We start from the raw sequence: 26743 nt of genomic DNA on the forward strand, positions 1-26743 counted from the left end.
GCCGCAAACGCCATTTCGGAGCACCGGTCTGCGCGTATTCCACGCCTGGTTTTCTGCCTGCCCATGGCCCTGATGATCATGAGTGCCGCGCGTGCCGGCGGCAACGTAGCCACCGGAGAGCTCGTACTCCACCCCGGTGCGCCGGCCTTTGCCGAGCTGTCGGGCGCCGACCGTTTCGGCAATGCCGCGATCGAGGCGAGCTGGAAGGTCGATCAGCAGCATCTGACCGACATGGTCATCGTAGACCGCGTGCATCAGCAGTCGCTCAAGGTGCTGGCGCCGTTTGCGCTGGTCATGGCCGATGGCAAGCTCCTCCGTGCCGCCGACATGCGCCTTCTGGTCGCGCCGCACGCGCAGGCGCTGCCGGTGAGCGCGAACGCCTCGCGCCTGGCCGAACGTCTGCCCGGCACGTCGATCCAGGCCAGTTTCGGCGACGCCGATGGCCGTTTCCGGGTGGATTGGCAGCTGGTGCAGCGCGATGGCTCGCCTTACCTGCGCGAGCTGGTGTCGATCACCGCGCTGAAGCAGGGCGAGAAGATTGCCAAGGTGTCGCTGCTGGAAACGCAGGTCGCGGATGCCGAAGTCATCGGCGACGTGCAGGGCTCGCCGGTAACGGCCGGCGACGTCTACCTCGGCTTCGAGCATCCGTTGTCGGACAGCGAAGTGCGCCATGACGACGTCAAGCTGACCCTGGCGCGGCAGTTGTCGCTGGAGCAGGGCAAGACGATCGCTTACTCGGCGGTGATCGGCGTGGTGCGCGACGGCCAGATGCGGCGCGATTTCGCCGGCTACATCGAGCGCGAACGGGCCCATCCGTATCGCACCTTCCTGCACTACAACTCGTGGTACGACATCGGCTACTTCACGCCGTACACCGAGGCGCAGGCGCTCGATCGCATCAACACTTTCGGCGAAGAGCTGAGCGTCAAGCGTGGCGTAAAGCTCGATTCGTTCCTGTTCGATGACGGCTGGGACGATCGCAGCGGAAGCTGGAACTTCAGCAAGGATTTTCCGCGCGGTTTCGTACCGCTGCGCGAGGCGGCTGCCAAGTACGGCGCGGCACCGGGTGTGTGGCTGTCGCCGTGGGGCGGCTACAGCAAGCCGCAGCAGGAGCGCCTGCAGAACGGCAAGGCGGCAGGTTACGAGATCAACGAGGGCGGCTTCGAGCTGTCCGGTCCGAAGTACTACCAGCGCTTCCACGATGCGGTGATGGATCTGGTCAACAAGAACGGCATCAACCAGTTCAAGTTCGACGGCACCGGCAATGTCAGCAGTGTATTTCCCGGCAGCCGCTTCGACAGCGACTTCGCCGCGGCGATCCAGCTGATCGAGGACATCCGCAAGGACAAGCCGGGCACCTTCATCAACCTCACCACCGGCACCTATCCGTCGCCGTTCTGGCTGCGCTACGCCGATACCATCTGGCGCGACGGCTGGGACGACAGCGAAACCGGCGTCGGCAGCACGCGCGAACGCTGGATCACCTATCGCGATCAGCAGACCTACCAGAACATCGTGATCAAGGGACCGCTGTTCCCGATCAATTCGCTGATGCTCCACGGCATCATCTATGCGAAGGAAAACCACAAGCTCGATACCGACCCGGGTCACGATTTCGCCAACGAGGTGCACTCGTACTTCGGCACCGGCACCGAGCTGCAGGAGCTGTACATCACGCCGTCGCTGCTGAGCACGCAGGACTGGGACACGCTGGCCGAGGCGGCGAAATGGTCGCGCGCGAATGCCGACGTGCTGCGCGATACGCACTGGATCGGTGGCGATCCGGGGCGGCTGAATGTGTACGGCTGGGCCGCATGGTCGCCGGCCAAGGCGATCATCACGCTGCGCAATCCGGATGCGAAGCCGCAGCTGGCGGTGATCGACCTGCAGCGTCAGCTGGAGTTGCCGGCCGATGCGGCACGCCGGTTCAGCGCGCACAGCCCATGGCAGGCCGATGCCGGCAAGCCTGTGCTGGCGCTGGATGCGGACCATCCGCAGACGATCACGCTGGCGCCGTTCGAGGTGCTGACGCTGGAACTGACACCGGCGAAATCCGGTTTCTGAGTGCACTGGAGCTCGCGGCAGGCGGGGCGACTTCCGCCTGCCGCGAGCTTGTTGTTTGATCGACGAGAGTAGCCTCATGCTGCGACGGGATTTTCTGCGCCTGACGGCACTGGCACCGCTGGCTGCGCTGAGCACGCGCGGGCATGCCGTGCCGTTGTCATCCGGCATGCCGGTGGAGCAGTTCCCGGATGGTCGCGCGCACCGACTCGAGCTGAAGGCGCACGGCTTCATGCTGGACGGCAAGCCGCTGCAGATCCGCAGCGGCGAGATGCATCCGGCGCGCATGCCTGCCGAGTACTGGCTGCATCGCATCCGCATGGCGAAGGCGATGGGCCTCAACACGATTTCGATCTACCTGATGTGGAACCACCTGGAGCGCGAGCCTGGGGAGTTCGACCTGCATACGGGCAACCGGGACTTCGTCCAGTTCATCCGCCTGTGCCAGCGCGAAGGCATGTGGGTCTACCTGCGGCCCGGCCCGTATATCTGCGGCGAGTGGGATTACGGCGGCCTGCCGCCTTACCTGCTGCGCAAACCGGATATCCGCGTGCGCCGCAAGGACGATCCCGACTACATGGCCGCCGTGCGGCGCTACATCGACACGATCGCGCCGCTGATCCGCCCGCTGATGGCGTACAACGGCGGCCCCGTACTGATGCTGCAGGTGGAGAACGAGTACGCCTCGTTCGGCCATGATCTGGATTACCTCAAACAGTTGCAGGCGCTGTGGGAGGGGCACGGTATCCGCGGCCCGTTCACGATTTCCGATGACCTCGGGCAGCTCCAGGCGCAGAAGACGTATTTGCCCGGTGCCGCGCTCGGGCTCGACGGAGATGCCGATTTCGCCGCGGCGCAGGCGATCGCCGGCGAGGCGCCGGTGTGGGTGGGCGAAGGCTATCCGGGCTGGCTCACGCACTGGGGCGACCCGGACTTTCAGCGCGGCGATTACGCGGCGACGTTGCGCGAGCTGCTGCAACAGGGACGTTCGTTCAATCTGTATGTCGTGCACGGCGGCAGCAATTTCGGCTTCAGCGCCGGCGCCAACGCGACGGGCGACTATTCGCACTTCGAGCCGGTGATCACCAGCTACGACTACGGTGCGCCGATCAACGAACGCGGCGAAGCCACGCCCGACTATCACGCGTTCCGCGCGCTGCTTGCCGCGCATGCAACGCAACCGCTGCCCGAGGTGCCGGCGGCACCGCCCGCGATCCGCTTCGCGGCGATCGCACCGGTGGCGCATGCCTCGCTATGGGACAACCTGCCGGCACCCAGGGCCGTGAAAAAACCGCAGGCGAACGAGCTGCTGTTCGCGCAGGATCACGGCCTGGTGCTGTATCGCAGGAAGATCCACGCGGCAGCGGCCGCGCTGACGCTCGACAGCGTGCGCGATTACGCCACGGTGTTCCGCGATGGGCACTACGTCGATTGCGTTTCGCGCGTGCAGCACGCCAGGCTGCGCGCGGGCAACCGCGTCGAGCTGCCGGCCATCGTCGATGGCGAGGCTTCGCAGCTCGACATCCTCGTCGACAGTTTCGGTCACGTCGGTTACGGCCAGGCGATGGCGGATCGCAAGGGCATCGTCGGCAGCATCCGTCTCGACCATGACGAGCTCGAAGACTGGGACGCCTACAGCCTGCCGCTGGACGACGGTTATATCCGGCGACTGAAGCCGGTGATCACTGCACCGTCGCGCGCGGGCATCTTCTTCAAGGCGACCCTGCGACTCGACCGGCTCGGCGACAGCTACATCGACATGTCGGGCTGGGCCAAGGGCTATCTGTGGGTCAACGGCCAGCTGCTTGGCCGCTACTGGAACCTCGGCCCGCAGCAACGGCTGTACTGCCCCGCCGCATGGTTCCGCCATGGCCACAACGAGCTGCTGATTCTCGACCTGCACCAGACCGTCGCCGCGCCGATTCATGGCGCGACGACCTTGCATGCCTGACCGCGTCAGGCCTTGCCGTGGAACAGCTCGCGGCCAATCAGCATGCGGCGGATTTCATTGGTGCCGGCGCCGATCTCGTACAGCTTGGCGTCGCGCAGCAGGCGGCCGGCCGGGAACTCGTTGATGTAGCCGTTGCCGCCGAGCGTCTGGATCGCCTCCAGCGCCACCTGCACCGCATTGACCGAGGCATTCAGCAGGCATGCGGCCGGGTCGATGCGCGACTTCACGCCATTGTCGAACTGCTGCGCCACCATGTAGGCGAAGCCGCGCGAGCTCTGCAGCGCGGTATACATGTCGGCGATCTTCGCCTGCATCACGCCGAACGTGCCGATCGGCGCGTTGAACTGCTTGCGCTCGCGCACGTAGGGCAGGGCCAGATCGAGCGCCGCCTGCATCAGCCCGAGCGGGCCGCCGGACAGCACCAGCCGCTCGGTATCGAGGCCGCTCATCAGCACGCGCACGCCTTCGTTGACCTCGCCGACGATGTTCTCGTGCGGGATCTCGCAATCCTCGAACACCAGCTCGCAGGTGTTGGATCCGCGCATGCCGAGCTTGTCCAGCTTCTGTGCGGTCGAGAAACCCTTCATGCCCTTCTCGACGATGAAAGCCGTCATGCAGCGGCTGCCGGCGACGCGCGGCGCCGTGCGCATGTAGACCAGCAGCACGTCGGCGTCGGGGCCGTTGGTGATCCACATCTTCGAGCCGTTGGCGACCCACACGTCGCCATGTCTTTCTGCCTTGCAGGTCATCGAGCCGACCACGTCGGAGCCGGCGCCGGGCTCGCTCATCGCCAGCGCGCCGATGTACTCGCCCGTGCACATCTTCGGGATGTACTTGCGCCGCTGCGCCTCGTTGCCGTTGTGGAAGATGTTCTGCACGGCGAGGTTGGAGTGCGCGCCGTAGGACAGGCCGACCGAACCGGAGGCGCGCGAAATCTCCTCCATCGCCACCATGTGCGCGAGGAAGCCCATGCCGGTGCCGCCGTACTCGGTCGGTATCGTCATGCCGAGCAGGCCCATCTCGCCGAACTTGCGCCACAGGTCGGACGGAAACAGGTTGTCGTGGTCGATCTGGGTGGCGCGCGGGGCGATTTCCTTTTCCGCAAACGCATGCACGGTATCGCGCAGCAGGTCGATGTCTTCTCCGAGCGGAAACGGGCGCATCACGAACTCCTTGGTGTGCAGAGTGACGATTTTAGCCTACGCGCACAGGCCGTGCCGGCAGATGCCGCCGGCCAACAAAAAAGCCGCCAGGCAACTGGCGGCTTCTCTGTGACAGCGCGACTCGCTTACTGACCGCGCATGCGGCCCTGGAAGCGGGTGCCGTTGTTGCCCATGTGCGGCAGCTTGATCTTGCCGATCGCGTTGATGCGCTCCTCGGCCAGGCGGTCGGCGGCCAGGTAGGTCGGCACGTTCTGGGTCTTGCTGATCTCGAAGATGCGGCCCAGGTTGTAGTAGATCGTGCGCATCATGCGCATCGCGCGCTCGCGGTTGTAGCCGTCGATTTCCAGCGACACGTTCATCACGCCGCCGGCGTTGACCGCGTAGTCCGGCGCATACAGCACGCCGCGGCGCTGCAGCTCGTCGCCGATCTCGTCGGTGGCCAGCTGGTTGTTCGCCGCGCCGCAGATGATCTTCGCCTTGATGCGGTCGATCGTCTGCGCGTTGACGGTGCCGCCCAGCGCGCACGGCGAGTACACGTCGGCGTCGACGTCGTAGATCTCGTCCAGGCCCACCGCCTCGCAACCCAGCTCGTCCACGCAGCGCTGCACCGCATCCTTGTTGATGTCGGTGACGAACACCTTGGCGCCCTGTTCGCGCAGCAGCTTGATGAACTCGCTGCCGACGTGGCCGGCACCCTGCACGGCGAAGCTGTACTTGCCCACGTCCTCGTTGCCGTGCTTGAACTGCAACGCGGCCATCAGGCCCTGCAGCGTGCCGTAGGCGGTGAACGGCGACGGATCGCCCGAACCGCCATGCACCTGGTGCACGCCGGTCACGTATTCGGTTTCGCGGAACACGTATTCCATGTCGTTGACGTCGATGCCGACGTCCTCGGCGGTGATGTAGCGGCCGTTCAACGAGTTGACGAAGCGGCCGAACGCGCGGAACAGCGCCTCGGACTTGTCCTTGCTCGGATCGCCGATGATCACCGCCTTGCCGCCGCCCAGGTTCAGGCCGGCCACGGCGTTCTTGAAGGTCATGCCGCGCGACAGCCGCAGCACGTCGTTCACCGCCTCCTGCTCGGTCTTGTACGGCCACATGCGCAAACCGCCGAGCGCGGGGCCCAGCACCGTGTTGTGGATCGCGATGATGGCCTTCAGGCCGGCGTCCTTGTTGTGGCAGAACACGACTTCTTCGTGACCGGTCTTGGCGATGGTTTCAAAGATCATTGGAACGGTGACTCCATGATTTACGGTGCCGGAGGGCATCTACAGATGAGCGGCGGAGGGGATGCAGGGAACCCGCCGGGATATGGAAACAGCGAAAACTGATCGCCCCGACCGAAGCCGGGGCGATGAATCTAAAGCGTCAAGTTTAATACGTCGTGTCGCGAGCGGATGTCGCGACGCAGCAAGTCGGCGGCGTATGGAAAGCACGCATCCGCGAAAAGCTGCGCATGACGGGGTCGAATGAGCGGCGGCTCAGAGCTCCAGCCATCTGCCCGGACGGAAATGCCAGCCGTCGCGATGCTGTTCCCAGCGCGCATCCACATAGCGATAGCCAGGCTTCTCAGGTTCCCAGTGGCCAGGAACCGCGACAAAGTCATGACCGTCCCACCGATAAAAGCTGTGGATCCAGACGTAGCCGCGACGCAGTTGAACCGCCTCGATCACAAACGGTGGAGGTGCCCGCGGTGCCACCACGTCGTTCGCGTAAGTGCGGTACAGCAGGGGATGGTGGACGACGGGTTGTCCCTGCGCGGGCTGCTCGGCGCAGCCGGTGGCGCATGCAGTGACGCCAGCCAGCAAGGCAAGGGCTACGAAGCGGTAAAGCATGAATGCAGTTTCCTGTGCGAGGAATGATCAGGCCGGTGCCGCAAAGTCTAACGCGCAGGAATCGATCCTGGCGTCACGGCAAATCATTACGGCCAATATGGAAACGCCCCGTCAGACGGGGCGTTTCCTGCAGATCGAACGTGGGTATCAGCCGGCAACCCAGACGCCGACGCGCCAGTGCCAGCCATCACGGCGCTGTTCCCAATGCGGGTGCACGTAGTGGTAGCCGGGACGCACTGGTTCCCAATGGCCACGCTCGGCCACATAACGGCGGCCGTCCCAGCGCCAGTAGCCATGCGCCCAGATAAAGCCAGGGCGTCGTTCCACCACGTTTTCGACAAACATCGGCGGTGGTGGCTGCGGCGCCACTACCTCCACATAGGCTGGGGCAGGGCGTGGCCCGTAGACCACGGGGCGCGCCGGTTCCACCACGCAGCCGGCGGCCAGCGCGGTCACGGCAACAAGGGAGGCGAGAGCGACGAGACGAATGGACATGGCAGGTATGTTCCAGATTCGGATTGATGGGAAGTTGCGTCGTTAGTGTGGCTTGCGCGGAAGCTGCTGCGACAGCCGTCGATCATTCGCAGGTTGTTGCGCGTTCAGCGGCCCCAGTAGCCCTGGTGGAAACGCCAGCCGCCGCGGCCGTGCACCCAGTAAGCCGGGCGGTAGTGATAGCCGGGACGCGCACGCACCCAGTAGCCGCCGGCCCACACGTGGCGGTGGCCGTCCCAGCGCCAGTAGCCCGGCGCCCAGACGTAACCGACGCGCGGCGGCGGCACGCGTTCGAAGCGCGGTGCCGGCGGCGCGATGCCGATGCCGACGCCGATCGAAACCTGTGCCGCGGCCGGCGGCGCGTACAGGGCGCCGGCACAAGTCAGGCCGAGTCCGGCAAGCAGGGCCAATTTCAGGGGCAGGCTGTTCATGGTCGATCTCCGTGGTTACCGCTTCGCGCGGCTGTGGTGACGATAACGAGGTGGAGCGGTGCCTGTTGACCGTCTGCCGCGAGCCCGTTCAGGTTCCGGCCGGGAGCGGCGCGGAAGTCGGTGCGCAGGAGGCCGAGAGCCCGCCCCATGGCGGCAAGGCGGTGCCCTTGAAAAGAACGAACGATCGTGCTATTTATTCGCCATGACCACCACCCCGGCTACCGGCAAACGAGCATCCACCCGCGACCTGATCCTCGGTCACGCCTATGCGCTGGCCCGCAACGATGGCGTCGAGGGTTTGTCGATCGGCACGCTGGCGGCCGGCGTGGGCATGTCGAAAAGCGGCGTGTTCGCCCATTTCGGTTCACGCGAGGAGCTGCAATTGGCCGTGCTGGATGCTGCAGCGCAGCGTTTCGCGGCCAGGGTGCTGCTGCCGGCGTTGAAACAGCCGCGCGGCCTGCCGCGCCTGCGCAGCATCGTCGCCAACTGGTTTGCGTGGACGTGCGAACACCAGAGCGGCTGCGTGCTGTCGTCCGCCACCAGCGAATACGATGGACGAAATGGTGCGCTGCACGATAAAGTGGTCCAGCAAGCGGCGGGTTGGCGCGGTGAACTGCGCAAAGCGATCGCGCAGGCCATGGCGGCAGGCCATCTGCGGCCGGATACCGACACCACCCAGCTCGCGTTCGAGATCAACGCCCTGATGCTCGGCCTGCAGCACGATGCCGGGTTGTTCGGGTTCGACGAGGCCCGCCAGCGCGCCGCGCAGGCCTTCGAGCGGCTCTGGCGCAGCTGGCAAGTCTGAGGAACGCGCTGATGTCCTCCAAATCCTCCATCGCGGTCAATCGCCCCGGTTTGGCGGCCCGCTTCAAGCTGGGCACCGTGCGCGCCGGTTTTGCGCTCGGCGGCCACCTGGCCCCGCAGCACACCGTGAACCGTGCCGCGCGCCTGTTCGCCACGCCGTTCGCCAGCAGCCGCACCCGCGCGCAGGCGGTGCAGGGCGACGACGAGATGCAGCGCGGCCAGCTGCACGTCAACGGCGAAACCATCGCCACCTATGTCTGGGGCGATCCGGTGGCACAGCCTTACGCGCTGCTGGCGCACGGCTGGTCCAGCTTCGGCCTGCGTTTCCTGCCGTGGGTGGCGCAGCTGCGCGCGCTCGGCTACGCCGTGGTCACCTTCGACCAGCCCGGCCACGGCTACAGCAGCGGCAAGCTGTGCACCCTGCCGGAATTCACCGACACCGTGCACGCCGTCGGCCAGTACTACGGCGAAGCGGCGCTGGCGATTGGCCACTCGCTCGGCGGCGCCGCGGTCGCCCTGGCGCAGGACGAGGCCTGGCGTGCCCGCAAGCTGATCCTGGTGGCGCCGGCGATCGACATGGCCGCCGCGGCCGGCCGTTTCTTCCGCTTCGTGCATCTGGGCGAAAACCTGCGCGAGGCGTTCTACCTGTGGCTGCTGCGCCGCACCGGCGTCAGCGTCGAGCAGCTGCAGGTGCATCGCCATCTGCCCGCGCTGGGCTCGCCCGGCCTGATCGTGCACGACCTCGACGATGAAGACGTGCCGTGGGGCGAGGGTGAGCGTTACGCCCAGTACTGGCCGGGCGCGCGACTGTTCACCACGCAGGGGCTTGGCCACCGCCGCGTGCTCGATGCGCCCGAGGTGATCGATGCGGCGCTGGCGTTCGTTCGTGGCGAAGAAGTGGGCACGCGGGTGGTCGGCAGCCCGAACCTGTCGCTCTGCGTGTAGGTCTCCCGTCGCACCTTGCCCTATTGCCGTCATCCCGGCGCAGGCCGGAGGAGTTTTTCAACAGCGAAGCTGGTCATCGCTTTTCCTCCTCCACCGTTCAAATGCGATCCCGGCCTGCGCCGGGATGACCTGTCGGCAGGCCCAGAACGGCGCACTCCCCGGCGATCCACTAGAATCGTGCAGTTCAAGCACACGATGTCCGGAGTCGCCATGAGTTCCCCCGCCAAGCACGTCCCCGCCGGCGCCATGCAGGCTGAAGCCACGCCGCTGCGCTTCGTCACCGCCGCCAGCTTGTTCGATGGCCACGATGCGGCGATCAACATCATGCGCCGCATCATCCAGTCGCAGGGCGCGGAGGTGATCCACCTCGGTCACAACCGCTCGGTGGAAGACGTGGTGCGCGCCGCGCTGCAGGAAGATGCCGACGCGATCGCGCTGTCGTCCTACCAGGGTGGCCACGTCGAGTACTTCAAGTACATGGTCGACATGCTGCGCGAGCGCGGCGCCGGCCATATCCGCGTGTTCGGCGGCGGCGGCGGCACCATCACGCCGGAAGAGATCAAGGAGCTGCAGGCCTACGGCGTCGAGCGCATCTACCACCCGAACGACGGCATGAAGCTCGGCCTCACCGAGATGATCGAGGACGTGATGCAGCGCGCCGGTTCCGCCGCGACGAAGCGCGCCGAGTCCGAAACCAGCACCGTGCCGAAAGTCGACATCGACGACGAGATCTCGATTGGCCATATGCTCTCGGCGATCGAGGAAGGCAAGCTCAGCGCCGCCGAGCTCGAACACCAGCGCAAGCAGTGGAAGCTCGCCGGCAAGCACACGCCCGTGCTCGGCCTCACCGGCACCGGCGGCGCCGGCAAGTCGTCGGTGGTGGACGAGCTGCTGCTGCGCTTCCTGCACGCGTTCCCGCAGATGCGCATCGCCGTGCTCGCAGTCGATCCCACGCGTCGCCGTTCGGGTGGCGCGCTGCTCGGCGACCGCATCCGCATGAACTCGTTGCGCAGCCATCGCGTCTACATGCGCTCGATGGCCACGCGTCGCCAGCACGCCGCCACCAGCATCGTGCTGCACGACTGCATCGATTTCCTGAAGAGCCAGCCGTACGACCTCGTCATCGTCGAGACCGCTGGCATCGGCCAGAGCGATTCGGAGATCGTCGACCTGGTCGATTTCCCGGTCTACGTGATGACCAGCGAATACGGCGCGGCCAGCCAGCTCGAAAAGATCGACATGATCGACTTCGCCGAGCTCGTCGTGCTCAACAAGTTCGACAAGCGCGGCGCCGAAGACGCGCTGCGCGACGTGCGCAAGCAGTGGAAGCGCAACCGCACCGCCTTCTCGCTGAAAGACGAAGACGTGCCGGTGTATCCCACCATCGCCAGCCAGTTCAACGATCCGGGCGTCACCTGGATGTTCTCGAACCTGTGCCGCCTGATGCGCGACAAGCTCAAGCTGCCGGAAGAGAAATGGTCGCCGCAGCTCGACACCACGCTGAAGTCGCCGCGCGCCACCGTGCTGATCCCCGGCAGCCGCGTGCGCTACCTCGCCGAGATCGCCGAGCAGGGCCGCAGCATCAACAGCGGTATCGAGCACCAGGCTGAGTACGCCAGCAAGGCGCAGCACTACTACGAGGCGCTGAGGGAACTGGGCGACGACAAGCTGCCACGTCCGCTGGAGCTGTACAGCAGCGCGGATCTGCACGCTACCTCGCTCCACCCTGTGGGAGCGACTTCAGTCGCGACCGGGCAGGGCGAAAGCGTCGCGGCTGAAGCCGCTCCCACAGAAAAGCATATGGTCGATCGCTCCCTGCTGCTCCTCCGCCAACGCTACAACGCCGCCCTGAAAGAACTCAGCCACGAAGCCATCCACCAGCTACGCGAGTGGCCGGCGCTGTACAAGTCGGTTACCGCCGACGTCAACGAATACAAGGTGCGCGACAAGGTCATCCGCGTCGAGAACTACCGCGACTCGCTCAGCCACCAGAAGATTCCGAAGGTGGCGCCGCCGAAGTCGAAGGACTGGGGCGAGCTGGTCAGCTTCCTCGGTCGCGAGAACCTGCCGGGCCATTACCCGTACACCGGTGGCGTGTATCCGTACCGCCGCAGCGGTGAGGATCCCACGCGCATGTTCGCGGGTGAAGGCACGCCCGAGCGCACCAACCGCCGCTTCCATTACCTCAGCCAGGGCGGTGCCGCCACGCGCCTGTCCACCGCGTTCGACTCGGTCACGCTGTATGGCGAGGACCCCGCGCCGCGCCCGGACATCTTCGGCAAGATCGGCAACTCCGGCGTCAACATCGCCACCCTGGACGACATGAAGAAGCTGTACTCCGGCTTCGACCTCAGCGCGCCCAGCACCTCCGTCTCCATGACCATCAATGGCCCCGCGCCGATGATCCTGGCGATGTTCATGAACACCGCGATCGACCAGAACGTCGAGAAGTACCTGCGCGCAGACGAGACCCGCTGGGCCGCCGCCGAAAAGAAGATCGCGGCGATCTACAAAAACGTGCAGCGCCCGCAGTACCACGGCGAACTGCCCAAGGGTAACGAAGGGCTGGGCCTGGGCCTGCTTGGCGTCTCCGGCGACGAGCTGGTGGATGCGGAGACCTACGCGCGCATCAAGACGGAAACCCTGCAGGCGGTGCGCGGCACCGTACAGGCCGACATCTTCAAGGAAGACCAGGCGCAGAACACCTGCATCTTCAGCACCGAATTCGCGCTGCGCATGATGGGCGACATCCAGCAGTACTTCGTCGACAACAAGGTGCGCAACTTCTACTCGGTGTCGATCTCCGGTTATCACATCGCCGAAGCCGGCGCGAACCCGATCAGCCAGCTCGCCTTCACCCTCAGCAACGGCTTCACCATCGTCGAGTACTACCTCGCGCGCGGCATGAGCGTGGACGACTTCGCGCCCAACCTCAGCTTCTTCTTCTCCAACGGCATGGACCCGGAGTACACCGTCATCGGCCGCGTCGCCCGCCGCATCTGGGCGCGCGCCATGCGCGAGCGCTACGGCGCCAGCAGCCGCAGCCAGATGATGAAGTACCACATCCAGACCTCCGGCCGTTCGCTGCACGCGCAGGAGATCCAGTTCAACGACATCCGCACCACGCTGCAGGCGATGTACGCGCTGTTCGACAACTGCAATTCACTGCACACCAACGCTTACGATGAAGCGATCACCACGCCTACCGAGGAGAGCGTGCGCCGCGCGGTGGCGATCCAGATGATCATCAACAAGGAGCTTGGCCTCAACTTCAACGAGAACCCGTGGCAGGGGAGCTACGTGGTCGACACGCTGACTGACCTGGTCGAGGAGGCGGTGTACAAGGAGTTCGAGGCGATCAGTGAGCGGGGCGGGGTGCTTGGGGCGATGGATACGATGTATCAGCGTGGGAAGATTCAGGAAGAGTCGATGTATTACGAGCACAAGAAGCATGATGGGTCGTTGCCGCTGATCGGGGTCAACACGTTCCTGCCGAAGGATCATGGTGGGGAGATTGCTACCGAGATCGAGTTGATTCGCTCCACCGAAGAAGAGAAGGGGCAGCAGATCGCCAATGTGAAGCGCTATGGGGAGGCGCGGAATGCGCTGGCCTCAGACAGCCTCAAGGTGCTGCAGGTGACGGCGCGCGATCGGCGCAATGTGTTCGAGCAGCTGATCGAGGCGGTGAAGTACAACTCGCTGGGGCAGATTTCGCATGCGTTGTATGACGTGGGCGGCGAATACCGTCGCAATATGTAGCCAGGTCCCGCCTGGTCGAGCAGAGACATCCGCGCGCTGTTGCGCGCGCAGCGTGGCCGGCTCAACATGCAGGAAGTGCAGGGCTACTCCGCGCTGTTCGATCGCCAGGGGATGCTGGATGAACTGTTCGCCGAAATCGCCAACTTCAAAGCGTGAAGTTGGCCGCGAGCCGCTGGCCGGTAGCGATGTGCTGGACGCCGTGCAGGCGGGCAGAGGCGATCTGTCGGATTGGGTGGAGTTGATGGAGGCGGTGGAGGCGTTCTGCCCGGTGTGGCCGAAGGGGAAACACCCGATGGCGGAGCAGTTCGAGTTCAAGCTTTGAAGAACACAAAGGGCGGGATTTAACTTCCTCCGTCCCGTTTTTCGGAGTGGTGCGACCGCCCGCACTCGAGCATCTGCGAAAGGTGCGATGGCTTCGTGTTGGACGATATCGCTTAATTTGCCGGTTTATTTGCGGGAATCCAGGGAGAACAGGCATGCAGAGCTACAAAAGTCAGATCCGATCCAGCACCATTAATGGCTTGAAAGACAAGGTTTCCCGGAAAAACTACGGGAAATACCTTTTGAAAGTCAATCTAGCCAATCTCCGTGCACTCAAAGGCCAAATCGTAACTTTTGACTTTCCGGTTACGGCCATCATTGGGCCTAATGGTGGCGGCAAAACGACCATATTGGGGGGCTGCTGCGACCGCATACGCGTCGGTAAAGCCACGCCAGTTCTTCTCCAAGAGCGGCAAGTTTGACGAGAGCATGTCTGACTGGAGAATTGAGTACGAACTAATAGACCGAAACATCAGTCGAAGTGACACAGTTCGGCGCACTGCTGCTTTTCACAAGAGCAAATGGTCGCGCGACGCGGTGGAAAGGACGACAGTTGTACTGGGTGTGTCTCGAACTGTCCCTGCGAACGAGCGAAAGGAACTTCAGAAATGTGCATCCGGAACTTTCACGGTTTCAGCAGATAAAGTGGGTGCAATTCAACAGCCGGTCGCTGATGCGGTGCAAAAAATTCTCGGCAAGAGTATTGCCGAATACTCACAAATCAGGATTGATTTGACAGGTCGCGTATCCCTACTTACAGGGGCAACAGACGATGGAACAAAATACTCTGAATTTCATTTCGGCGCGGGCGAATCAAGCATCATTCGAATGGTGATGGAGATCGAAGTTGCGCCAGAGAACAGTCTTGTTTTGATCGAAGAAATCGAGAATGGTCTGCACCCGGTAGCTACAGTACGGCTCGTTGAGTATTTGATCGAGGTGGCGGATCGGAAAGCGATCCAAACAATTTTTACAACCCATTCTAATGACGCCCTGCTGCCGCTTCCTCCTGAGGCAATATGGGCGTCTATCAATGGCAACGTATTTCAAGGCAAGCTTGACATTTCATCTCTTCGAGCTATTACAGGCCAGATCGAGGCGCAATTAGCGGTGTTTTGTGAAGACGACTTCGCCGCAGCGTGGATCAGGTCGATGCTACGAGCCCGTGCCAACATCCAGATTGAGCAGATCGAAGTGCACGCAATGGCCGGTGACGGGACTGCCGTGACGATCAACCGGCATCACAACCTAAATCCTGCGACGCGCTTTCCTTCTGTCTGCATCATTGATGGTGACTCTCGGCAGGACGAAAGCGGGCCGAACAAGGTATATCGGTTGCCTGGCGAGTGCCCTGAAGCTTACGTCTTCGATCGCGTACTTGAGGCCGAAAGTACGAGCGCTCGACTCGCGATTCGGCTGAGCCAGCCCTTCGCGGAGGCTTCCCTGCTCATTGAACGACTGCGGGAAATCCGCAGGACCAACCGCGATCCGCATGTACTTTTCAGTCAGGTTGGAGAGGTGCTTGGCTTCATACCCATAGAATCTGTCCAAGAGGCTTTCTTTACAACGTGGGGCGAGGCTTATCCTGACGAAGCCAGCGAAGTAACGAACAATATTTGCGCTCTTCTACCAGCTGAGGTTGTCGATTTTCCGGGCGGATTAAAGGAGCACAAATGACTAGTGGACTGGTGCCTATGCCCAACGCCGATTTAGTTCAGGCATCGGATGTTCCTGCCCTTCTAACGCAAATTAGGCCGGCATGGAGAGCGAAGAACCTCATAAGTCGAGTGCATGTACTGCTAAGCGTTGATCCGAGTAGCGCTTGCCAGCGTCTCTTCAACGCCGCAATTCATGACTTGAGAGAGAAGGTCACCGTCATCGGTGTAGATCTAGCAAGCGAAGCAGCGAAGCAAGGCTCGCTACCGCCGATCAGCAAGCCTAATGACATAGAAAACTACTCGACTGCAAAGCTTATTGACTTAGCCTACGGTATTGGCCTTTTGTCGCGACCAGAGTGGCGTCGTCTCCATCGTTGTTACGAAATCCGACGCGATTTGGAGCATGAAGACAATGAATATGAAGCTGGCCTTGAGGACTGCGTATACATATTCAAGACCTGCATTGAGGCTGTCCTCTCACGGGATCCTATCCACGTGCTGCGTGTTACGGAGGTAAAGCAGATAGTTGAAAGCTCTACCGCTGTCGCACCTTCTAATGAGCTTCTTGATGACTACAGAATGGCCCCGCACCCGAGGCAGGAGGAGATTCTTAAGTTCCTCACGTCTGTGGCGCTTGATAGATCACAGTCGGACCTCGTGCAGCAGAATGCTTATGCCATGATCATGGCGTTTGAGGCAGCTACAGCTGATCCCGTTAAACTTAGCATCGCCGGATTTCTTCAATCACGTATTGGGCGCGGTGGCATCGACAAGCGCACCGCTAGAGTGGCTCATGCGCTCGGCGCCTTTCCCTACCTTCGGCAGGCACAGCGCGCTGACTTCTTTAATCTGCAGTTCGCTCAAATGGAGCAGATCGGATATCACTGGACAGAATTCAATCAGCATGGCGAGCTGCTTCGCAGCTTCAAGGAATACGGAGCATTCGCACACTGTCCGCCGGAGCCTAGACAACGTATCCTCAAATGGCTTGTCCTTCTCTATGTCGGGGAGGCTGGCGGAAGAACTAGCTACGGCAATGTGAGGAATGTGTTCTATAGCAACAGCGGGGCACCTATTGCCGCAGAAATCATTAGCGAGCATGCGGTTACCGTTCGCGATGATCTCGTAGCCCTTCGCTCAGATTCTGATGTGGCGCGCCGGCTAAATAACACGCACCTTGCGAGACGTTATGAGTCTTTAATTGATCTTCTCGTCGAGGATTGAACGCAACAAGTAGGTTTTCCGGTCCACCAGTGAGGATTTGTAGCGGCCTCCCCACAATGAAAAACAGAGACGAAACCGGGACGGAGGAAGTTAAATGCTTTCGGGCTTGTCTTGGGAATAAAGGGGACGTGGCTAATTAAGCCTCGTCCTTCGCGCGAGTCAGCCTTGGCCGCCCACGCGGGCGGCACGTGGCAGGGCGTCCCAGGGTAGTTTCCACCATTCGCTGGAAGCGCTCATCGCCGAGCGCACGCTCCTGACGGGCATATGCGCGGAGGTGTTGCAGGTCATCCGGCGCGATGCCTGCGTCCAGCCATTGTCTGTAGGCGTGTGCGCGTTCAGCTTGGTCGTGTCCCATCGCGAGGTAGAGCGGGTGAGGTGTGATGAGCGGATCGCGTGCGCGGGCCAGGTGCGTGTGTACGCTAGGCGGAAACCGGGACGGAGGACGTTAAATGACATGGTTTTCGCGCACCATGGACTTAACGTCCTCCGTGCCGGTTTCCATCCCGGTTTCAAAAATTTCTCTGACTGTTTCGCCGCGTTTCTACAAATTTAGTTGAAGGGGGAGCCATGAAGGGATTGATTAGGATATTTTTGAGACTCTTTCTAGTGCTCGGCTCTACGCAGTGTCTGGCTCAAAAAGCAGATTACGAATTGATGCCCAAGAAGGTGCTCCTTCAGATGACGACTGTTAACGTTCTCATTCCACAAGCGCGTAGCCAGCAAGCGGACTTTCAATCCGCGATTGGCGAAGCTATGGCCAGCCGGGTTGCTAGTTGCGAATTGCGTCATTTGGAGGGCACCACTACTGATAGCGAAGCGAGAGTTCTCTATTTCACTTGGGGTGCTGGTCAAAAGCGGGAGAAGGAAGAAGTGGTCGCCAAGTTTGGCAACGATGATTACACATCGGCAATAGCCAAATATGTCGATGCTGTGTCGGATTGTTTGGAGGAGACGATTCTTCTTAAGAAGAAACTGTTGGAGATTGCGCAAGCTAGTCCGTAACCAACCGAACGGTGTTAAAACCTCAGGGACGGAGGAAGTTAAGTGCTTTCGGGCTTGTCTTCGTCTCGCCTCGGTCGCCCCGGCCGTCGCACGTTCACCGGGCGGCCCAAGGTCTTTTCCGCCATGGTCTGAAAGCGTTTGCTTCCAAAGGCGCGCTCCTGCTGCAGGTGCTGGCGAATGGCGATCAGCTCGTCTTTGCTCACGCCTTGCTCGAGCCACGTTCGATACGCTTCGGCGCGTGCCTGTGGCGTCGTCCCCATCTCGATGAAACAGGGGTGAGGTGTCACCAGTGAGTCTTCGCAAAGTGCCAGGTTGGCGTGCACGCTAGACCAGTGGTGATGTTCGGGTCTCTCGACCATCGCGGCACGCACCGGATTGAGCTCGATATATCGATACGCGGTGAGCAGGTAGCGATCCGAGTCGACCAAGCAGGACTTGAAGCGTCCTTCCCACAGCGTTCCGCTGCGTCGATGGCGACGATTGAAGGCAGTGACGTAAGCCTGACCCAGTTGACGCATGGCCAGCGATACTTTGCCAGAGGTGTCGGAGCTGACGAGCAGATGCACATGATTGCCCATCAGCACATAGGTGTGGATGCACAGGCCGTGTCTTGCTGCACTCTCGCCCAGCAGACGCAGATAGTGGCGGCGATCTTCGTCATCCAGAAAAATGGCGCAGCGATTGACGCCGCGCTGCGTGATGTGGAGCGGTATGCCGGGGATCTCCAGGCGAGCTTGGCGAGGCATGGGCGAACCGAATCGTCGGGGGAACCCAGTGTCCGTGCGGTGAGTCGCGCGCGATATCGGGAATGCAGGGTGGGTCGCGTGGGCAATGGGCCGGTTTTCGTGTCGCTTAACTTCCTCCGTCCCGGGTTCGTAACGTCTTGCGTTATATGACGGTTAGCGTTATGGTTTCTTCGTGATCAGGAACTTTGCCGACAAGGAAGCGGAAAAGATCTGGGGCGGCGTACCTTCCCGGCGACTGCCTGCCGACATCCAGTCCGTGTCCCGTCGCAAGCTACGCATGCTCGGCAATGCTTTCACGCTTGAGGATCTGCGAGTTCCGCCGGCCAACCGTCTTGAAGCGCTCAAGGGCAGTCGAAAAGGCCAGTACAGCATCCGCATCAACGATCAATGGCGTATCTGCTTTCGCTGGGTCGACGGTGATGCTCACGACGTAGAGATCGTCGATTACCACTGACGCAAACGAGTCAACCATGAAGACGTTGCCCAACATCCATCCCGGTGAAATTTTGCTCGAGGAGTTCCTTACTCCCATGGGCATCAGCCAGAACGCGCTGGCGCGTGCCGCCGGCGTGCCGCCTCGTCGTATCAACGAGATCGTGCTCGGCAAGCGTGGCGTCACGGCGGATACAGCCGTGCGCCTCGCCGCTGCATTGGGCACCAGCGAGCGATTCTGGCTCGGCCTGCAGGCGGACTTCGATTTGGAAGAGGCGCATCGGGTGCTAGGCAAGACGGTCGAACAGATCGAGCGTATTGCGGCGTGAGGATTCTGCGAGACCTCTACGGTGAGCAAAACAGGGGTCAGACTCTGAGGTTTCCCCACGTTTTCATGCGGGCACACCCAGTTGATTGAGCAGTTTCGTACTGGGATATCGGAGTGGGTCAATGAGCTCACTCAATCGCGCACAACTCCATTGCCTAACGAGCGCTTCGCGCCCCAAGCGCATAACCGAGTAGAGCCGCCGTTTCGACCGGAACGGTGTCAACCATTGGTCGATGCCACTCGCTTCGCAGGCCATGCCGACCAGCCAAGTGGCAAACGCCGTCAAGGTGCTGAGCAGGAGCAATACCGCGATACGCTCGCCCTTGCGTGTAAGGCTGTCCTCGAAAGCGTGCCCGTATCGAACGTCGGTGGTTGTGGATGACGAAGCCATGAGTGCTTAATTAAGGCGATTATGCACTTCTTGACTTTAAGAAACGACCCCGAGTAGGCTCAAGGCAACAGGCCGGCATTTCTCAAGTTCTACGATTGTTCTTTTTGTTCGTCGTGCTCAGTAGTGTTTCCACCTTCACACATGGCCAAGTTCGAGAAACTATCCAAGGGGGTGACTCCATCATTGGTTCGCTTCAAACGAAATTTAGTGAAGCAGCGCCTGCCGAAAGTATCGGAATAGTCAATTCTTCCCCATATATAGATGGCTTTTTTACTCGCTGCGATCTCGTCGTAAACAGCTTGCGGAAGAACCCCGTTGCTACTAACGGGTACTTTAAAGTCAAATCCTGGGGGCAAAATTCCTCTAGCACTCGTCCCATCATGAATGAGGGTGGAAAGGTTAGGAGTAAGAGATATTTCTTGGGCGCAAATATCCACCCATATACGGACATCATATGCTGGGGTTTGCCCAAAATTTTTAATAGGTATCTGAGCAGTGACTTTTTTTTCAGCGTATATGGAGTTAATGCTTACGTCACTGATGTGTACATACGCTCTAAGCTGCCGTTGAGAAGTCGCTTGGGCATCCGTGGAAAGTTTTCCTGTAATTTTCCAGAGATTGAATGTGTAACGAGCAAGAAACCCTGTTCCTATAACGAGCGCGAGGGTAATGAAAGCCATGGCAAAAGTGGCCCACCCTACAAGACGTTCATAAAACGAGGACTTTTTTTTGTCCTGTCGCTCCTCTGTATGGGCATCTTCATCTGCCTTAGTGCGGACAATTTCTACAAGGGTCGGAACTTTAGCGGCAGCTTGTATCTCGCCGCTGGTGGCCTTATTGGCCTCGCCGGATTGTGTTTGCTTATGTTGAACGCCTTCAGCTGGAGCTGGGACTGGTGGCTGTGAAAACGCCATTTCACACCAGAACAACATCAGTACCGCAATCCATACGCGCATGTTCAGCACCCCTGAATGGCCGCTTGGAAAATATCAGGGTTCTTGCGGTTGTTGTAACGGAACTGGAACTCGGCGACGTACAGCGGAAGATATTTGGTGCTGACCTTGTGATAGGACCCCATGATGCCGCGCTTGAACAACGACCAGAAACCTTCAATGGTGTTGGTGTGAATGGCGCCCACCACGTACTGCCCTGCGGTGTGGTTAACGACGCCGTGCGGATAGTCCAGACCCAACGGCGCATAGCCCCCGTGGGTGTCAGTGCAGAGCAGGCTGACATCAGCCGACACCGTTTCCCGGACAAAGCGCGTCAGGGCTTCACCGTTGGCCTTCTGGATCACGCGAGCAACGACGTTACCTTTACGACGAACGGCGCCGATCACAATGGCTTTGCCTGTACCACCTGTGCCGCCAGCGGAACCCGTACCACCGGGACCGCCACGCTTGTCCTTGTGCCGGTTCTTGGCTTTGCCCCCCACGTAGGTCTCATCCACTTCGACGATGCCCATAAGCTTCTGGAAGTCTTCGTCGGCCATACCGGCGCGGATGCGATGGCACATGCTCCATGCGGTACGGTAGGAGCCAAAGCCGAGCAAGCGATGAATCTGCAAGGCGCTGACGCCTTTCTTGCTGATGAGCATCAGGTGGATGACCTGAAACCACTGGCGCAGACCTTTGTTCGTGTTCTCGAAGATCGTGCCGACCGTTACGGAAAAGCGATAGTTTGTGGCGTCGCCAGCGCAGTCATTGCAAAGCCAGTGATACAGCATCGTGCCGTGTGCCTTGACGCCGAGGCTTCCACACTTAGGGCAGCACACGCCAGTCGGCCAGCGCATCGCCACAAGGTACGCCTTGCAAGCGTCGTCATCGGGGAACATTTCCTCAAACTGGCGCAGCGTCAGCTGATGGATGGGCGGGTTCTTTTGCTTCGTGGCCATGATCTTTCCCCTGAGTGCGAGGCTAGTTTTTCATGAACCAGATCAAAAGTCAAGAAGTGCATAATCGCCTTAATTAACGTGTCCGAAAAATCCGGGCCACCTCAGAGTGCACTTTTTTCTAGGTCGACGCCTTGGAAAGTCGACTCTGATCGCCGGTTTTGGGCGCTCTCTCGGCGAGGCGAGCCGTCTCTCGCGTTGTTTGACCGGATGGCCGCGGCAATATGAAACCGTGGGAAAAGCTCAGCCTCCGTCCCGCTTTTCGAGACGCACCTACTCGGTGGTGGCAGGCAGGATGCCTTCCCGGTGCGCAAGGTGCTCGATGTCGATGTTTTCGAAAGCGCACAATTCCGCCATGGCTGTTTCCATCAATGCGCGAGCGTGCCCGGTCACGCGGGCAAGCATGGCATGGACTTTGGCATCGTCCGCGTTGCGGTTCTTGCAGTCATGGGAGTAGTTCTCGAAGGCGTTGAGGGCCAGCACAAGGTCAGCAACTTGATTGGGGCACTCGCAATCGACGGTGGAAATGATTTCCTGCAAATTGGCCAGTTGTACGTCGTCGAAACGGCGCTGCGGGGCCGGCCCAGCGGGCAGTTTCCCTGCAGGCACAGTGGGTTCGGGTGCTGGTTCCGGCTTGTCCAGCAGGCTGCGCACGATCAGGTGGACCAGGTTAGCGCGCAGGGCGCGCACACTGATTGGTGCCCGCAGCACGTGCCTTCCTTTTCCCCGGAGGGCCTCGATGAGATCCCATTTGGCGAAGGCATACACAATCATCGTCAACTCGGGCTTGACGGCGTCCTCAATCGCCTTCACCTCGCTCTCTGGGGAACTGCCAAGCAAGGCGAGGTCGAGTACCACCACGCGTGGACTTATGTTTTGAAGGCCTTTCCGAAAGGTCTCCAGATCCGATGCCTTGAGCACGACTTCCAGATGACGGCTTTCCTCGGGCGGATCCTGTTCCATGTAGATCGGCAATATCTGATGCAGTATCGCGAGCTTGACCACAAATAGATCCTCGAAGCGGAAGTGGAGCAACGTCGCCCGACCACAAGAAGCTGCAGGACGCCCAACGTGCACTGGAAATTGACCGGAAACTCACAGGAAGCAACCAGCGAGGAAGCCTTGAAAACGGCTTGCACCACAAGGTGCATGCAAATCACCGTCCCTTCATACGGAAAACGCCTCCGTCTGGATCTATCGAAATGGTAGAACTGGCTGTCCGTCGGACTTGGGCCAAAACCTGCAAAACCAGGGGTCACCATTTCGCCGCCGAGGTCAAGAGACACGCAGATGCTCTTCCCCGGCGTTGCCGAAGCGTAAGTGCCCGTCTTGCCGCTGACCACCCGCCGTGGTGTTTCATGCGGTGCCAAGATCGCACCAGTCATCCTTCGGGTTCGGGTCGCGTAGCGACCCGGTTGTTCCCAAACACTCATCGGTCATCGCGGAGCCCGTCCAGGTGCGCGTCGTGCGTCGCACAGAGTCTCGGGCTTGAAGCCCACCCCTGATGGCCCGGTCCAAAGCGGGGCCAGGTTCACTTACGGCGTGGCTTGGTTGCGAAGCCGGATTAGATTCGATTGCTGGCCATAGATAAGTGAACCTGACCCGTTCGATTGGGAAGGCAGGATCGAGCAAATCACCGTTGGATAAGCGGCAGAAGGATTGAACGCGTCCTCTCCCAACTCACTCCGCTGTCACGTGCCGTCGGAGCGCATCACTCCGGCGCGTGCCGCGCCATCTGCATGGCTTGCTCCACCGCTTTGACCACGGCCTCAGGCCGATCGATCTGAATGTCATGCGAGGTATCGGGCACACGCACCAGCCTGCTGTGGGAGGAGGTGGCGACGATCTGCGCCTGCGTATGGGCGCGGGCTTCTTCCAGCCCCTTGCGGTCGCGGGGCTGGGCGTCGGCATAGGTGTTGGCGGCAGACAGCACGATCAGGGGTGTGGGGCCGTGTGTCTCGCCTGCCGGCACCGGCTGCTTGAACACCCGGGCGTTGTCCTGGAGTACCGACAACACGGTGTGCCAGAACGCTGGTCTCGACAGGTGGGCCAGGTTCACCGCGTTGAGCCTGGGGCTGGCGAGCGGGTTCGCTTCGCCTAGGCAGTGGCTCAGTTGCGGATCGTTGGATGGCAGCTGGCGCTTTTCAGCGGCCGCCTCGCAGCGGTGCAGGAACGCGAACCGCTGTACAGAGAGGGTGTCCTCGTCCTTCTGCCAGGCGGGAGCGAACCGGCCGATGTCCTGTGCGGGTGGGTCGAGCAGGACCATCGCGCTCACGTCGATCGGGTACCGGCTCGCGTACCGGCGAACGATGTTGCTGCCCAGCGAATGCCCCACCATCACCAGCGGAGTCGTGAGGCCGGCGCGCTGGATCAGCGCGTGCAGATCCGCCACGTCGGCGTCGAGGTTTCGCGGCAACGGCCCTTCGCTACTGAAGCCGAAGCCGGCCCGGTCATATGCGCAGACTCGTGCGTGGGCGGCCAGCAGCGGCTGCACCTTGTACCAGGTGGAGGAGTCGGCGGTGGCCCCGGCCTCCAGCACCACGGTCTGCGATCCGCGGCCCGAGCAGCGCAGGTTGAGGTGACGGCCGTGGCCGAGGTCGACCAGCTTCGCCGGCTGCGCATAGGCGTCGGGCATGTGCGGCGACGTGGCGACAGCGTTCGTGTCTGCGGCGCGGGCCTGGCCGAGGGCCACGGTGAGCAGCAAGGCGCTGCCCGCTTTCAGGTACATCCTGTTCAAGGCATGTCTCCCGTCGATGGCCTGGACCGGGGTGCCGGGCAGGCCCTTCATTGACTGGAGGGGCACAAGGAAGTTCAAAGCAATAAAGGGGACGTGACCAAATCAAAGGCGGCTGCTGGTCGCCACAAAAAGCCGGCCGGCTTTCGAAGGCGTACGAAGGCCTGTCGGACGGGAGATCGCAGCTGCGGAGTACACTTTCCGCCGTGGCGGCATCGCTGCTCGTGCCGTATCCCGTCCTCCATCGCGTACGGAAATCTCGCCATGTGCAGCTACCTCCTGGACACTCCGGACGAGTCGAGAAAAGTCACCGAACTGCAGCTCGGTCCGTCGGACGTCGATACCTGGTTGAGCCTTATCGATGGCAACCGGCACGGCCAGGTGAACGTGTCGGCGGAGAGCCTGCGGATCGTCGACATGGATTACGGCGGAGAGGCGCCGTCGGGCTATTTGTCCACCTGGGGACAAACCGGTTGCACGGTCATCGTGGCGATCCAGAGGACAGGTTCGAATGGGCATTGGGCCTATTTCAACCACGTCAACAGCGGCATGATCGAGCAGGGTCTCGGACATGCCAGCGACGCCATCAGCAGGCTTGCCACGCAGGACAACATCACGTTCGTGATCATGGGTGGCATGGGCGGAACGCAAACCTACAAGAGTCTGCTGCGTAGCCTGTTCGCCCAGGGCGCCGGCTGGAACTTCATCGTGTTGACCAAGCCGGAAAACGGCATGGAGGAATCCGTGCTCGGCATCGAGAGCTGCATGCTGGCCCTCACCAAAAACCTGGTGAGTCGAGCCAGGCACGAAGGGCGACAGTTCATGGGCTTCCAACCGCAGCGCGTTCCGTACACGTCGCCGAAGCGGACGCCGCGGATCACCGGAAACCGCGCCTTCGACGCACTCCTCGTCGCCGAGTCGCAAACGATTGTCTGGATCAATCTGAGCATTGAATGCGACCGGCCGCCGAAAGGCATGCCGGACGATCACGAGGAGGGCGTGCGCTGGTTGAACAACGCAGGCAACCTGTTCGCCCTGCTCACGTCGCTGGCGACCCAGGAGGATTTCAGTGGATTGAACGTGACGGACGCTGTGGCGCTCGTGCGAGCTCACCTGCTTTCTCTTCCCCCTATCTGAAATGCCCAAGGCTGGTCAGGGGTTCTTGGCATCGAACGGGATGACCGATCCCATGTTGGGCGAGTCCAGTCGACCAAGCCAACAGGGCCAGATTCACTTGCGGGCGCGGCTTGGTTGCGGCATCGGATGGGATTCGGTTGCCGGCCATGGCTAAGTGAACCTGACCCTGTACGGTGGAGCGCGACAACCGTACCGTGCGCTACGCGTGGCTGGCCTGGACCTTATTTGACTCGATCGAACAGGTGCAGGACACGGCCACCCGCTGGCCATGGACTTACAACCATGTGCGCGCGGAGACGGCTCTCGGCGGCATCACCCCGATGCAGAAACTGGCGCCTGCCGCATAGCTCCACTTTTGGAATCAGTGAGAAGCGGAGGGATTGCCCAGCCAGCTCATGGCCTGGTCGCGCTCGTCGTCATCGAATTTGCGGACCTTGGCCAGCATCAACGGATCGAGTACGTGGTCGGCGAACGTACCCATGGGACTGTCGGTCACCAGCGCGATCTTGTCGATCTTGTCGTGCACCGCGTTGACGAATTTCAGGTGGGCGAACAGGGCGCCCACACTCTGCCAGCCGGGAAATTTCCGACTGTGAATCAAGACGCCACGAAGCCGGTCGTGGTCCTTGAGATAGTCGTCGATCACTTTGCCGACGGCTTCGAAATCGTCTTCGCTCAGCGCCTGGTCCGCGGCAGGCTCCAGCACCAGGACGCCGATGTCGGCATCCAGCGCGATGCCGATGCGAGAACGCTCGCGTTCGCAGACCCATGCGCTGGCAGCCGCGTAGTCGTTGCTGGCGAAGTGGCGCAGTTCACCGGGAGAAAACAGCCCGAACAGTTTGATGGCGTTCTCGATCCACTTGACGTCGCTGACGATCGCCATGCGTGCCCAGTGGCCGATCTTGCCCAGCCCCAGCCGCAGGTCCTGCCACACGGCGCCGGCCTCCATGCCCTTCCATTCGCCGTCGATACAACACAGCAAGTCCAGCTTGTGCTGCCTTTCCAGCTTGTCGTTGACCAGCGGGATGAGCTGTATCTCGTAGTCCTCCGCGCGCAGCTTGTCGTTGATCCGGATGCCGATCACGTGGTCTGGAAGCCCCTCGATCATGCTCAACATGTGGATATCTCCGTTGCCGCTCTGGATGGCGCGAACTGCCGGACGGCGAGTGTACTGCGCGAAATCGGAGGTACGCGTGAACTCGGCGGGGCCGGTTTGGGTTTGAGGGGCTTGCGCGGCAAAAGCGCGGTGCGGATTGAACTGATCCGCTTTGCGTGTGCGTGCATGGGATCGAGCGCCCGATCGACGATGACCTGTCAGCCGCCCAGTATGATCGGCGGCGGACCCCTGTCGACCGGTGGAGACCGACCCAAGGCGGACAGGTTGGCCGAGACCCGCCAAGAATGTTTCCAGCGCATTGTCGATTTCCGATGGTCAGCT

The 26743-nt window shown here is 61.4% G+C and carries 24 protein-coding genes and 2 pseudogenes; 14 read left to right on the forward strand and 12 right to left on the reverse strand.

What is annotated here, in order from left to right; translation table 11 throughout:
• Window positions 1–63 precede the first annotated feature (63 nt).
• Entirely contained in the window at window positions 64–2064 is a 2001-nt protein-coding gene (locus B0E46_RS16290) for an enterotoxin (RefSeq protein ID WP_254425187.1), read from the forward strand.
• Window positions 2065–2140: 76 nt separating this feature from the next.
• A complete protein-coding gene (locus B0E46_RS16295) occupies window positions 2141–4012 on the forward strand; it encodes a beta-galactosidase (protein ID WP_077556774.1) in 1872 nt (623 codons plus the stop codon).
• 5 nt (window positions 4013–4017) lie between these two features.
• Here B0E46_RS16295 and B0E46_RS16300 read toward each other — a convergent pair whose 3' ends face one another.
• The 5 genes from B0E46_RS16300 to B0E46_RS16320 all read right to left on the reverse strand — a co-directional run bounded on the left by B0E46_RS16300 (window position 4018) and on the right by B0E46_RS16320 (window position 7933).
• A complete protein-coding gene (locus B0E46_RS16300) occupies window positions 4018–5175 on the reverse strand; it encodes an isovaleryl-CoA dehydrogenase (RefSeq protein ID WP_077556775.1) in 1158 nt (385 codons plus the stop codon).
• Window positions 5176–5300: 125 nt separating this feature from the next.
• Window positions 5301–6404 (reverse strand): Glu/Leu/Phe/Val dehydrogenase dimerization domain-containing protein, encoded by a 1104-nt coding sequence (locus B0E46_RS16305; protein WP_077556776.1) that lies wholly within the window; start codon window positions 6402–6404, stop codon window positions 5301–5303.
• A 252-nt stretch (window positions 6405–6656) separates the two neighbouring features.
• Window positions 6657–7010, reverse strand: coding sequence for a YXWGXW repeat-containing protein (locus B0E46_RS16310; protein WP_077556777.1), 354 nt, complete (start codon window positions 7008–7010; stop codon window positions 6657–6659).
• A 147-nt stretch (window positions 7011–7157) separates the two neighbouring features.
• Window positions 7158–7505, reverse strand: coding sequence for a YXWGXW repeat-containing protein (locus B0E46_RS16315; RefSeq protein ID WP_077556778.1), 348 nt, complete (start codon window positions 7503–7505; stop codon window positions 7158–7160).
• 104 nt (window positions 7506–7609) lie between these two features.
• Window positions 7610–7933 (reverse strand): YXWGXW repeat-containing protein, encoded by a 324-nt coding sequence (locus tag B0E46_RS16320; protein ID WP_077556779.1) that lies wholly within the window; start codon window positions 7931–7933, stop codon window positions 7610–7612.
• A 202-nt stretch (window positions 7934–8135) separates the two neighbouring features.
• Between B0E46_RS16320 and B0E46_RS16325 the strand changes: the two genes are divergently transcribed.
• The 8 genes from B0E46_RS16325 (at window position 8136) to B0E46_RS16360 (ending at window position 17646) form a co-directional block, all read left to right on the forward strand.
• Window positions 8136–8738 carry a TetR/AcrR family transcriptional regulator gene (locus tag B0E46_RS16325; protein WP_077556780.1) on the forward strand — a complete coding sequence of 201 codons (603 nt, stop codon included), beginning with the start codon at window positions 8136–8138 and terminating at the stop codon, window positions 8736–8738.
• Window positions 8739–8749: 11 nt separating this feature from the next.
• On the forward strand, window positions 8750–9682 hold the full coding sequence (locus B0E46_RS16330) for an alpha/beta hydrolase (RefSeq protein WP_077556781.1): 933 nt from the start codon (window positions 8750–8752) through the stop codon (window positions 9680–9682).
• 210 nt (window positions 9683–9892) lie between these two features.
• The gene (locus B0E46_RS16335; RefSeq protein WP_077556782.1) at window positions 9893–13441 is read left to right on the forward strand and encodes a methylmalonyl-CoA mutase family protein; all 3549 of its coding nucleotides are present in this window, start codon (window positions 9893–9895) and stop codon (window positions 13439–13441) included.
• A gap of 118 nt (window positions 13442–13559) precedes the next feature.
• The gene (locus tag B0E46_RS16340) at window positions 13560–13763 is read left to right on the forward strand and encodes a hypothetical protein (protein WP_077556783.1); all 204 of its coding nucleotides are present in this window, start codon (window positions 13560–13562) and stop codon (window positions 13761–13763) included.
• Between the two features lie 154 nt (window positions 13764–13917).
• Window positions 13918–14184 (forward strand): ATP-binding protein, encoded by a 267-nt coding sequence (locus tag B0E46_RS17920; protein ID WP_217316363.1) that lies wholly within the window; start codon window positions 13918–13920, stop codon window positions 14182–14184.
• A 223-nt stretch (window positions 14185–14407) separates the two neighbouring features.
• On the forward strand, window positions 14408–15439 hold the full coding sequence (locus tag B0E46_RS16345; protein ID WP_217316364.1) for an AAA family ATPase: 1032 nt from the start codon (window positions 14408–14410) through the stop codon (window positions 15437–15439).
• Window positions 15436–16644, forward strand: coding sequence for a hypothetical protein (locus tag B0E46_RS16350; RefSeq protein ID WP_077556784.1), 1209 nt, complete (start codon window positions 15436–15438; stop codon window positions 16642–16644). Before B0E46_RS16345 ends, B0E46_RS16350 begins: the two co-directional genes overlap by 4 nt.
• Before the next feature lie 567 nt (window positions 16645–17211).
• Window positions 17212–17646: a hypothetical protein gene (locus tag B0E46_RS16360; protein WP_077556785.1), complete on the forward strand. Its 435-nt coding sequence runs from the start codon at window positions 17212–17214 to the stop codon at window positions 17644–17646.
• Window positions 17647–17684: 38 nt separating this feature from the next.
• Here the strand turns inward: B0E46_RS16360 and B0E46_RS16365 are convergent, their stop codons facing one another.
• Window positions 17685–18392 (reverse strand): transposase, encoded by a 708-nt coding sequence (locus B0E46_RS16365; protein WP_077556786.1) that lies wholly within the window; start codon window positions 18390–18392, stop codon window positions 17685–17687.
• A gap of 172 nt (window positions 18393–18564) precedes the next feature.
• Here B0E46_RS16365 and B0E46_RS16370 point away from each other — a divergent pair, with 172 nt between their 5' ends.
• Window positions 18565–18846 carry a type II toxin-antitoxin system RelE/ParE family toxin gene (locus B0E46_RS16370; protein ID WP_077556787.1) on the forward strand — a complete coding sequence of 94 codons (282 nt, stop codon included), beginning with the start codon at window positions 18565–18567 and terminating at the stop codon, window positions 18844–18846.
• Between the two features lie 16 nt (window positions 18847–18862).
• Entirely contained in the window at window positions 18863–19153 is a 291-nt protein-coding gene (locus B0E46_RS16375) for a HigA family addiction module antitoxin (protein ID WP_077556788.1), read from the forward strand.
• Window positions 19154–19216: 63 nt separating this feature from the next.
• Here B0E46_RS16375 and B0E46_RS18020 read toward each other — a convergent pair.
• The 5 genes and pseudogenes from B0E46_RS18020 to B0E46_RS16395 all read right to left on the reverse strand — a co-directional run.
• Window positions 19217–19513 (reverse strand): annotated as a pseudogene (locus tag B0E46_RS18020) (IS4 family transposase); the annotation flags it as partial.
• Between the two features lie 119 nt (window positions 19514–19632).
• Complete coding sequence (locus tag B0E46_RS17530; protein WP_139350590.1) at window positions 19633–20499, reverse strand: hypothetical protein; 867 nt, start codon at window positions 20497–20499, stop codon at window positions 19633–19635.
• A gap of 2 nt (window positions 20500–20501) precedes the next feature.
• Complete coding sequence (locus tag B0E46_RS16385; RefSeq protein WP_077556789.1) at window positions 20502–21437, reverse strand: IS1595 family transposase; 936 nt, start codon at window positions 21435–21437, stop codon at window positions 20502–20504.
• A 270-nt stretch (window positions 21438–21707) separates the two neighbouring features.
• Complete coding sequence (locus B0E46_RS16390) at window positions 21708–22439, reverse strand: hypothetical protein (RefSeq protein WP_139350591.1); 732 nt, start codon at window positions 22437–22439, stop codon at window positions 21708–21710.
• 706 nt (window positions 22440–23145) lie between these two features.
• Window positions 23146–24162: an alpha/beta hydrolase gene (locus tag B0E46_RS16395; RefSeq protein WP_254425200.1), complete on the reverse strand. Its 1017-nt coding sequence runs from the start codon at window positions 24160–24162 to the stop codon at window positions 23146–23148.
• Between the two features lie 270 nt (window positions 24163–24432).
• Between B0E46_RS16395 and B0E46_RS16400 the strand changes: the two genes are divergently transcribed.
• Both B0E46_RS16400 and B0E46_RS16405 read left to right on the forward strand, forming a co-directional pair.
• Window positions 24433–25305, forward strand: a complete 873-nt coding sequence (locus tag B0E46_RS16400; protein ID WP_077556791.1) for a hypothetical protein — start codon at window positions 24433–24435, stop codon at window positions 25303–25305.
• Window positions 25306–25478: 173 nt separating this feature from the next.
• A pseudogene (locus B0E46_RS16405) lies at window positions 25479–25652 on the forward strand (integrase core domain-containing protein); the annotation flags it as partial.
• Window positions 25653–25666: 14 nt separating this feature from the next.
• Here the strand turns inward: B0E46_RS16405 and B0E46_RS16410 are convergent.
• Window positions 25667–26704 (reverse strand): STAS/SEC14 domain-containing protein, encoded by a 1038-nt coding sequence (locus tag B0E46_RS16410; RefSeq protein WP_139350592.1) that lies wholly within the window; start codon window positions 26702–26704, stop codon window positions 25667–25669.
• Between the last annotated feature and the right edge of the window lie 39 nt (window positions 26705–26743).

Source organism: Rhodanobacter sp. B04 (assembly GCF_002001125.1).
GTDB lineage: Bacteria > Pseudomonadota > Gammaproteobacteria > Xanthomonadales > Rhodanobacteraceae > Rhodanobacter.

Excerpts from the sequence above, each read along its gene's own strand:
- B0E46_RS16340 (WP_077556783.1), top strand. The coding sequence starts at position 13,560 with ATGAACTGTTCGCCGAAATCGCCAACTTCAAAGCGTGAAGTTGGCCGC.
- B0E46_RS16360 (WP_077556785.1), top strand. The coding sequence starts at position 17,212 with ATGAAGGGATTGATTAGGATATTTTTGAGACTCTTTCTAGTGCTCGGC.
- B0E46_RS16300 (WP_077556775.1), bottom strand. The coding sequence starts at position 5,175 with ATGCGCCCGTTTCCGCTCGGAGAAGACATCGACCTGCTGCGCGATACC.
- B0E46_RS16310 (WP_077556777.1), bottom strand. The coding sequence starts at position 7,010 with ATGCTTTACCGCTTCGTAGCCCTTGCCTTGCTGGCTGGCGTCACTGCA.
- B0E46_RS16400 (WP_077556791.1), top strand. The coding sequence starts at position 24,433 with ATGTGCAGCTACCTCCTGGACACTCCGGACGAGTCGAGAAAAGTCACC.
- B0E46_RS16350 (WP_077556784.1), top strand. The coding sequence starts at position 15,436 with ATGACTAGTGGACTGGTGCCTATGCCCAACGCCGATTTAGTTCAGGCA.
- B0E46_RS16325 (WP_077556780.1), top strand. The coding sequence starts at position 8,136 with ATGACCACCACCCCGGCTACCGGCAAACGAGCATCCACCCGCGACCTG.
- B0E46_RS16315 (WP_077556778.1), bottom strand. The coding sequence starts at position 7,505 with ATGTCCATTCGTCTCGTCGCTCTCGCCTCCCTTGTTGCCGTGACCGCG.
- B0E46_RS17920 (WP_217316363.1), top strand. The coding sequence starts at position 13,918 with ATGCAGAGCTACAAAAGTCAGATCCGATCCAGCACCATTAATGGCTTG.
- B0E46_RS16375 (WP_077556788.1), top strand. The coding sequence starts at position 18,863 with ATGAAGACGTTGCCCAACATCCATCCCGGTGAAATTTTGCTCGAGGAG.
- B0E46_RS16385 (WP_077556789.1), bottom strand. The coding sequence starts at position 21,437 with ATGGCCACGAAGCAAAAGAACCCGCCCATCCATCAGCTGACGCTGCGC.
- B0E46_RS17530 (WP_139350590.1), bottom strand. The coding sequence starts at position 20,499 with ATGCGCGTATGGATTGCGGTACTGATGTTGTTCTGGTGTGAAATGGCG.
- B0E46_RS16330 (WP_077556781.1), top strand. The coding sequence starts at position 8,750 with ATGTCCTCCAAATCCTCCATCGCGGTCAATCGCCCCGGTTTGGCGGCC.
- B0E46_RS16335 (WP_077556782.1), top strand. The coding sequence starts at position 9,893 with ATGAGTTCCCCCGCCAAGCACGTCCCCGCCGGCGCCATGCAGGCTGAA.
- B0E46_RS16320 (WP_077556779.1), bottom strand. The coding sequence starts at position 7,933 with ATGAACAGCCTGCCCCTGAAATTGGCCCTGCTTGCCGGACTCGGCCTG.
- B0E46_RS16365 (WP_077556786.1), bottom strand. The coding sequence starts at position 18,392 with ATGCCTCGCCAAGCTCGCCTGGAGATCCCCGGCATACCGCTCCACATC.
- B0E46_RS16305 (WP_077556776.1), bottom strand. The coding sequence starts at position 6,404 with ATGATCTTTGAAACCATCGCCAAGACCGGTCACGAAGAAGTCGTGTTC.
- B0E46_RS16295 (WP_077556774.1), top strand. The coding sequence starts at position 2,141 with ATGCTGCGACGGGATTTTCTGCGCCTGACGGCACTGGCACCGCTGGCT.
- B0E46_RS16290 (WP_254425187.1), top strand. The coding sequence starts at position 64 with ATGGCCCTGATGATCATGAGTGCCGCGCGTGCCGGCGGCAACGTAGCC.
- B0E46_RS16395 (WP_254425200.1), bottom strand. The coding sequence starts at position 24,162 with ATGTACCTGAAAGCGGGCAGCGCCTTGCTGCTCACCGTGGCCCTCGGC.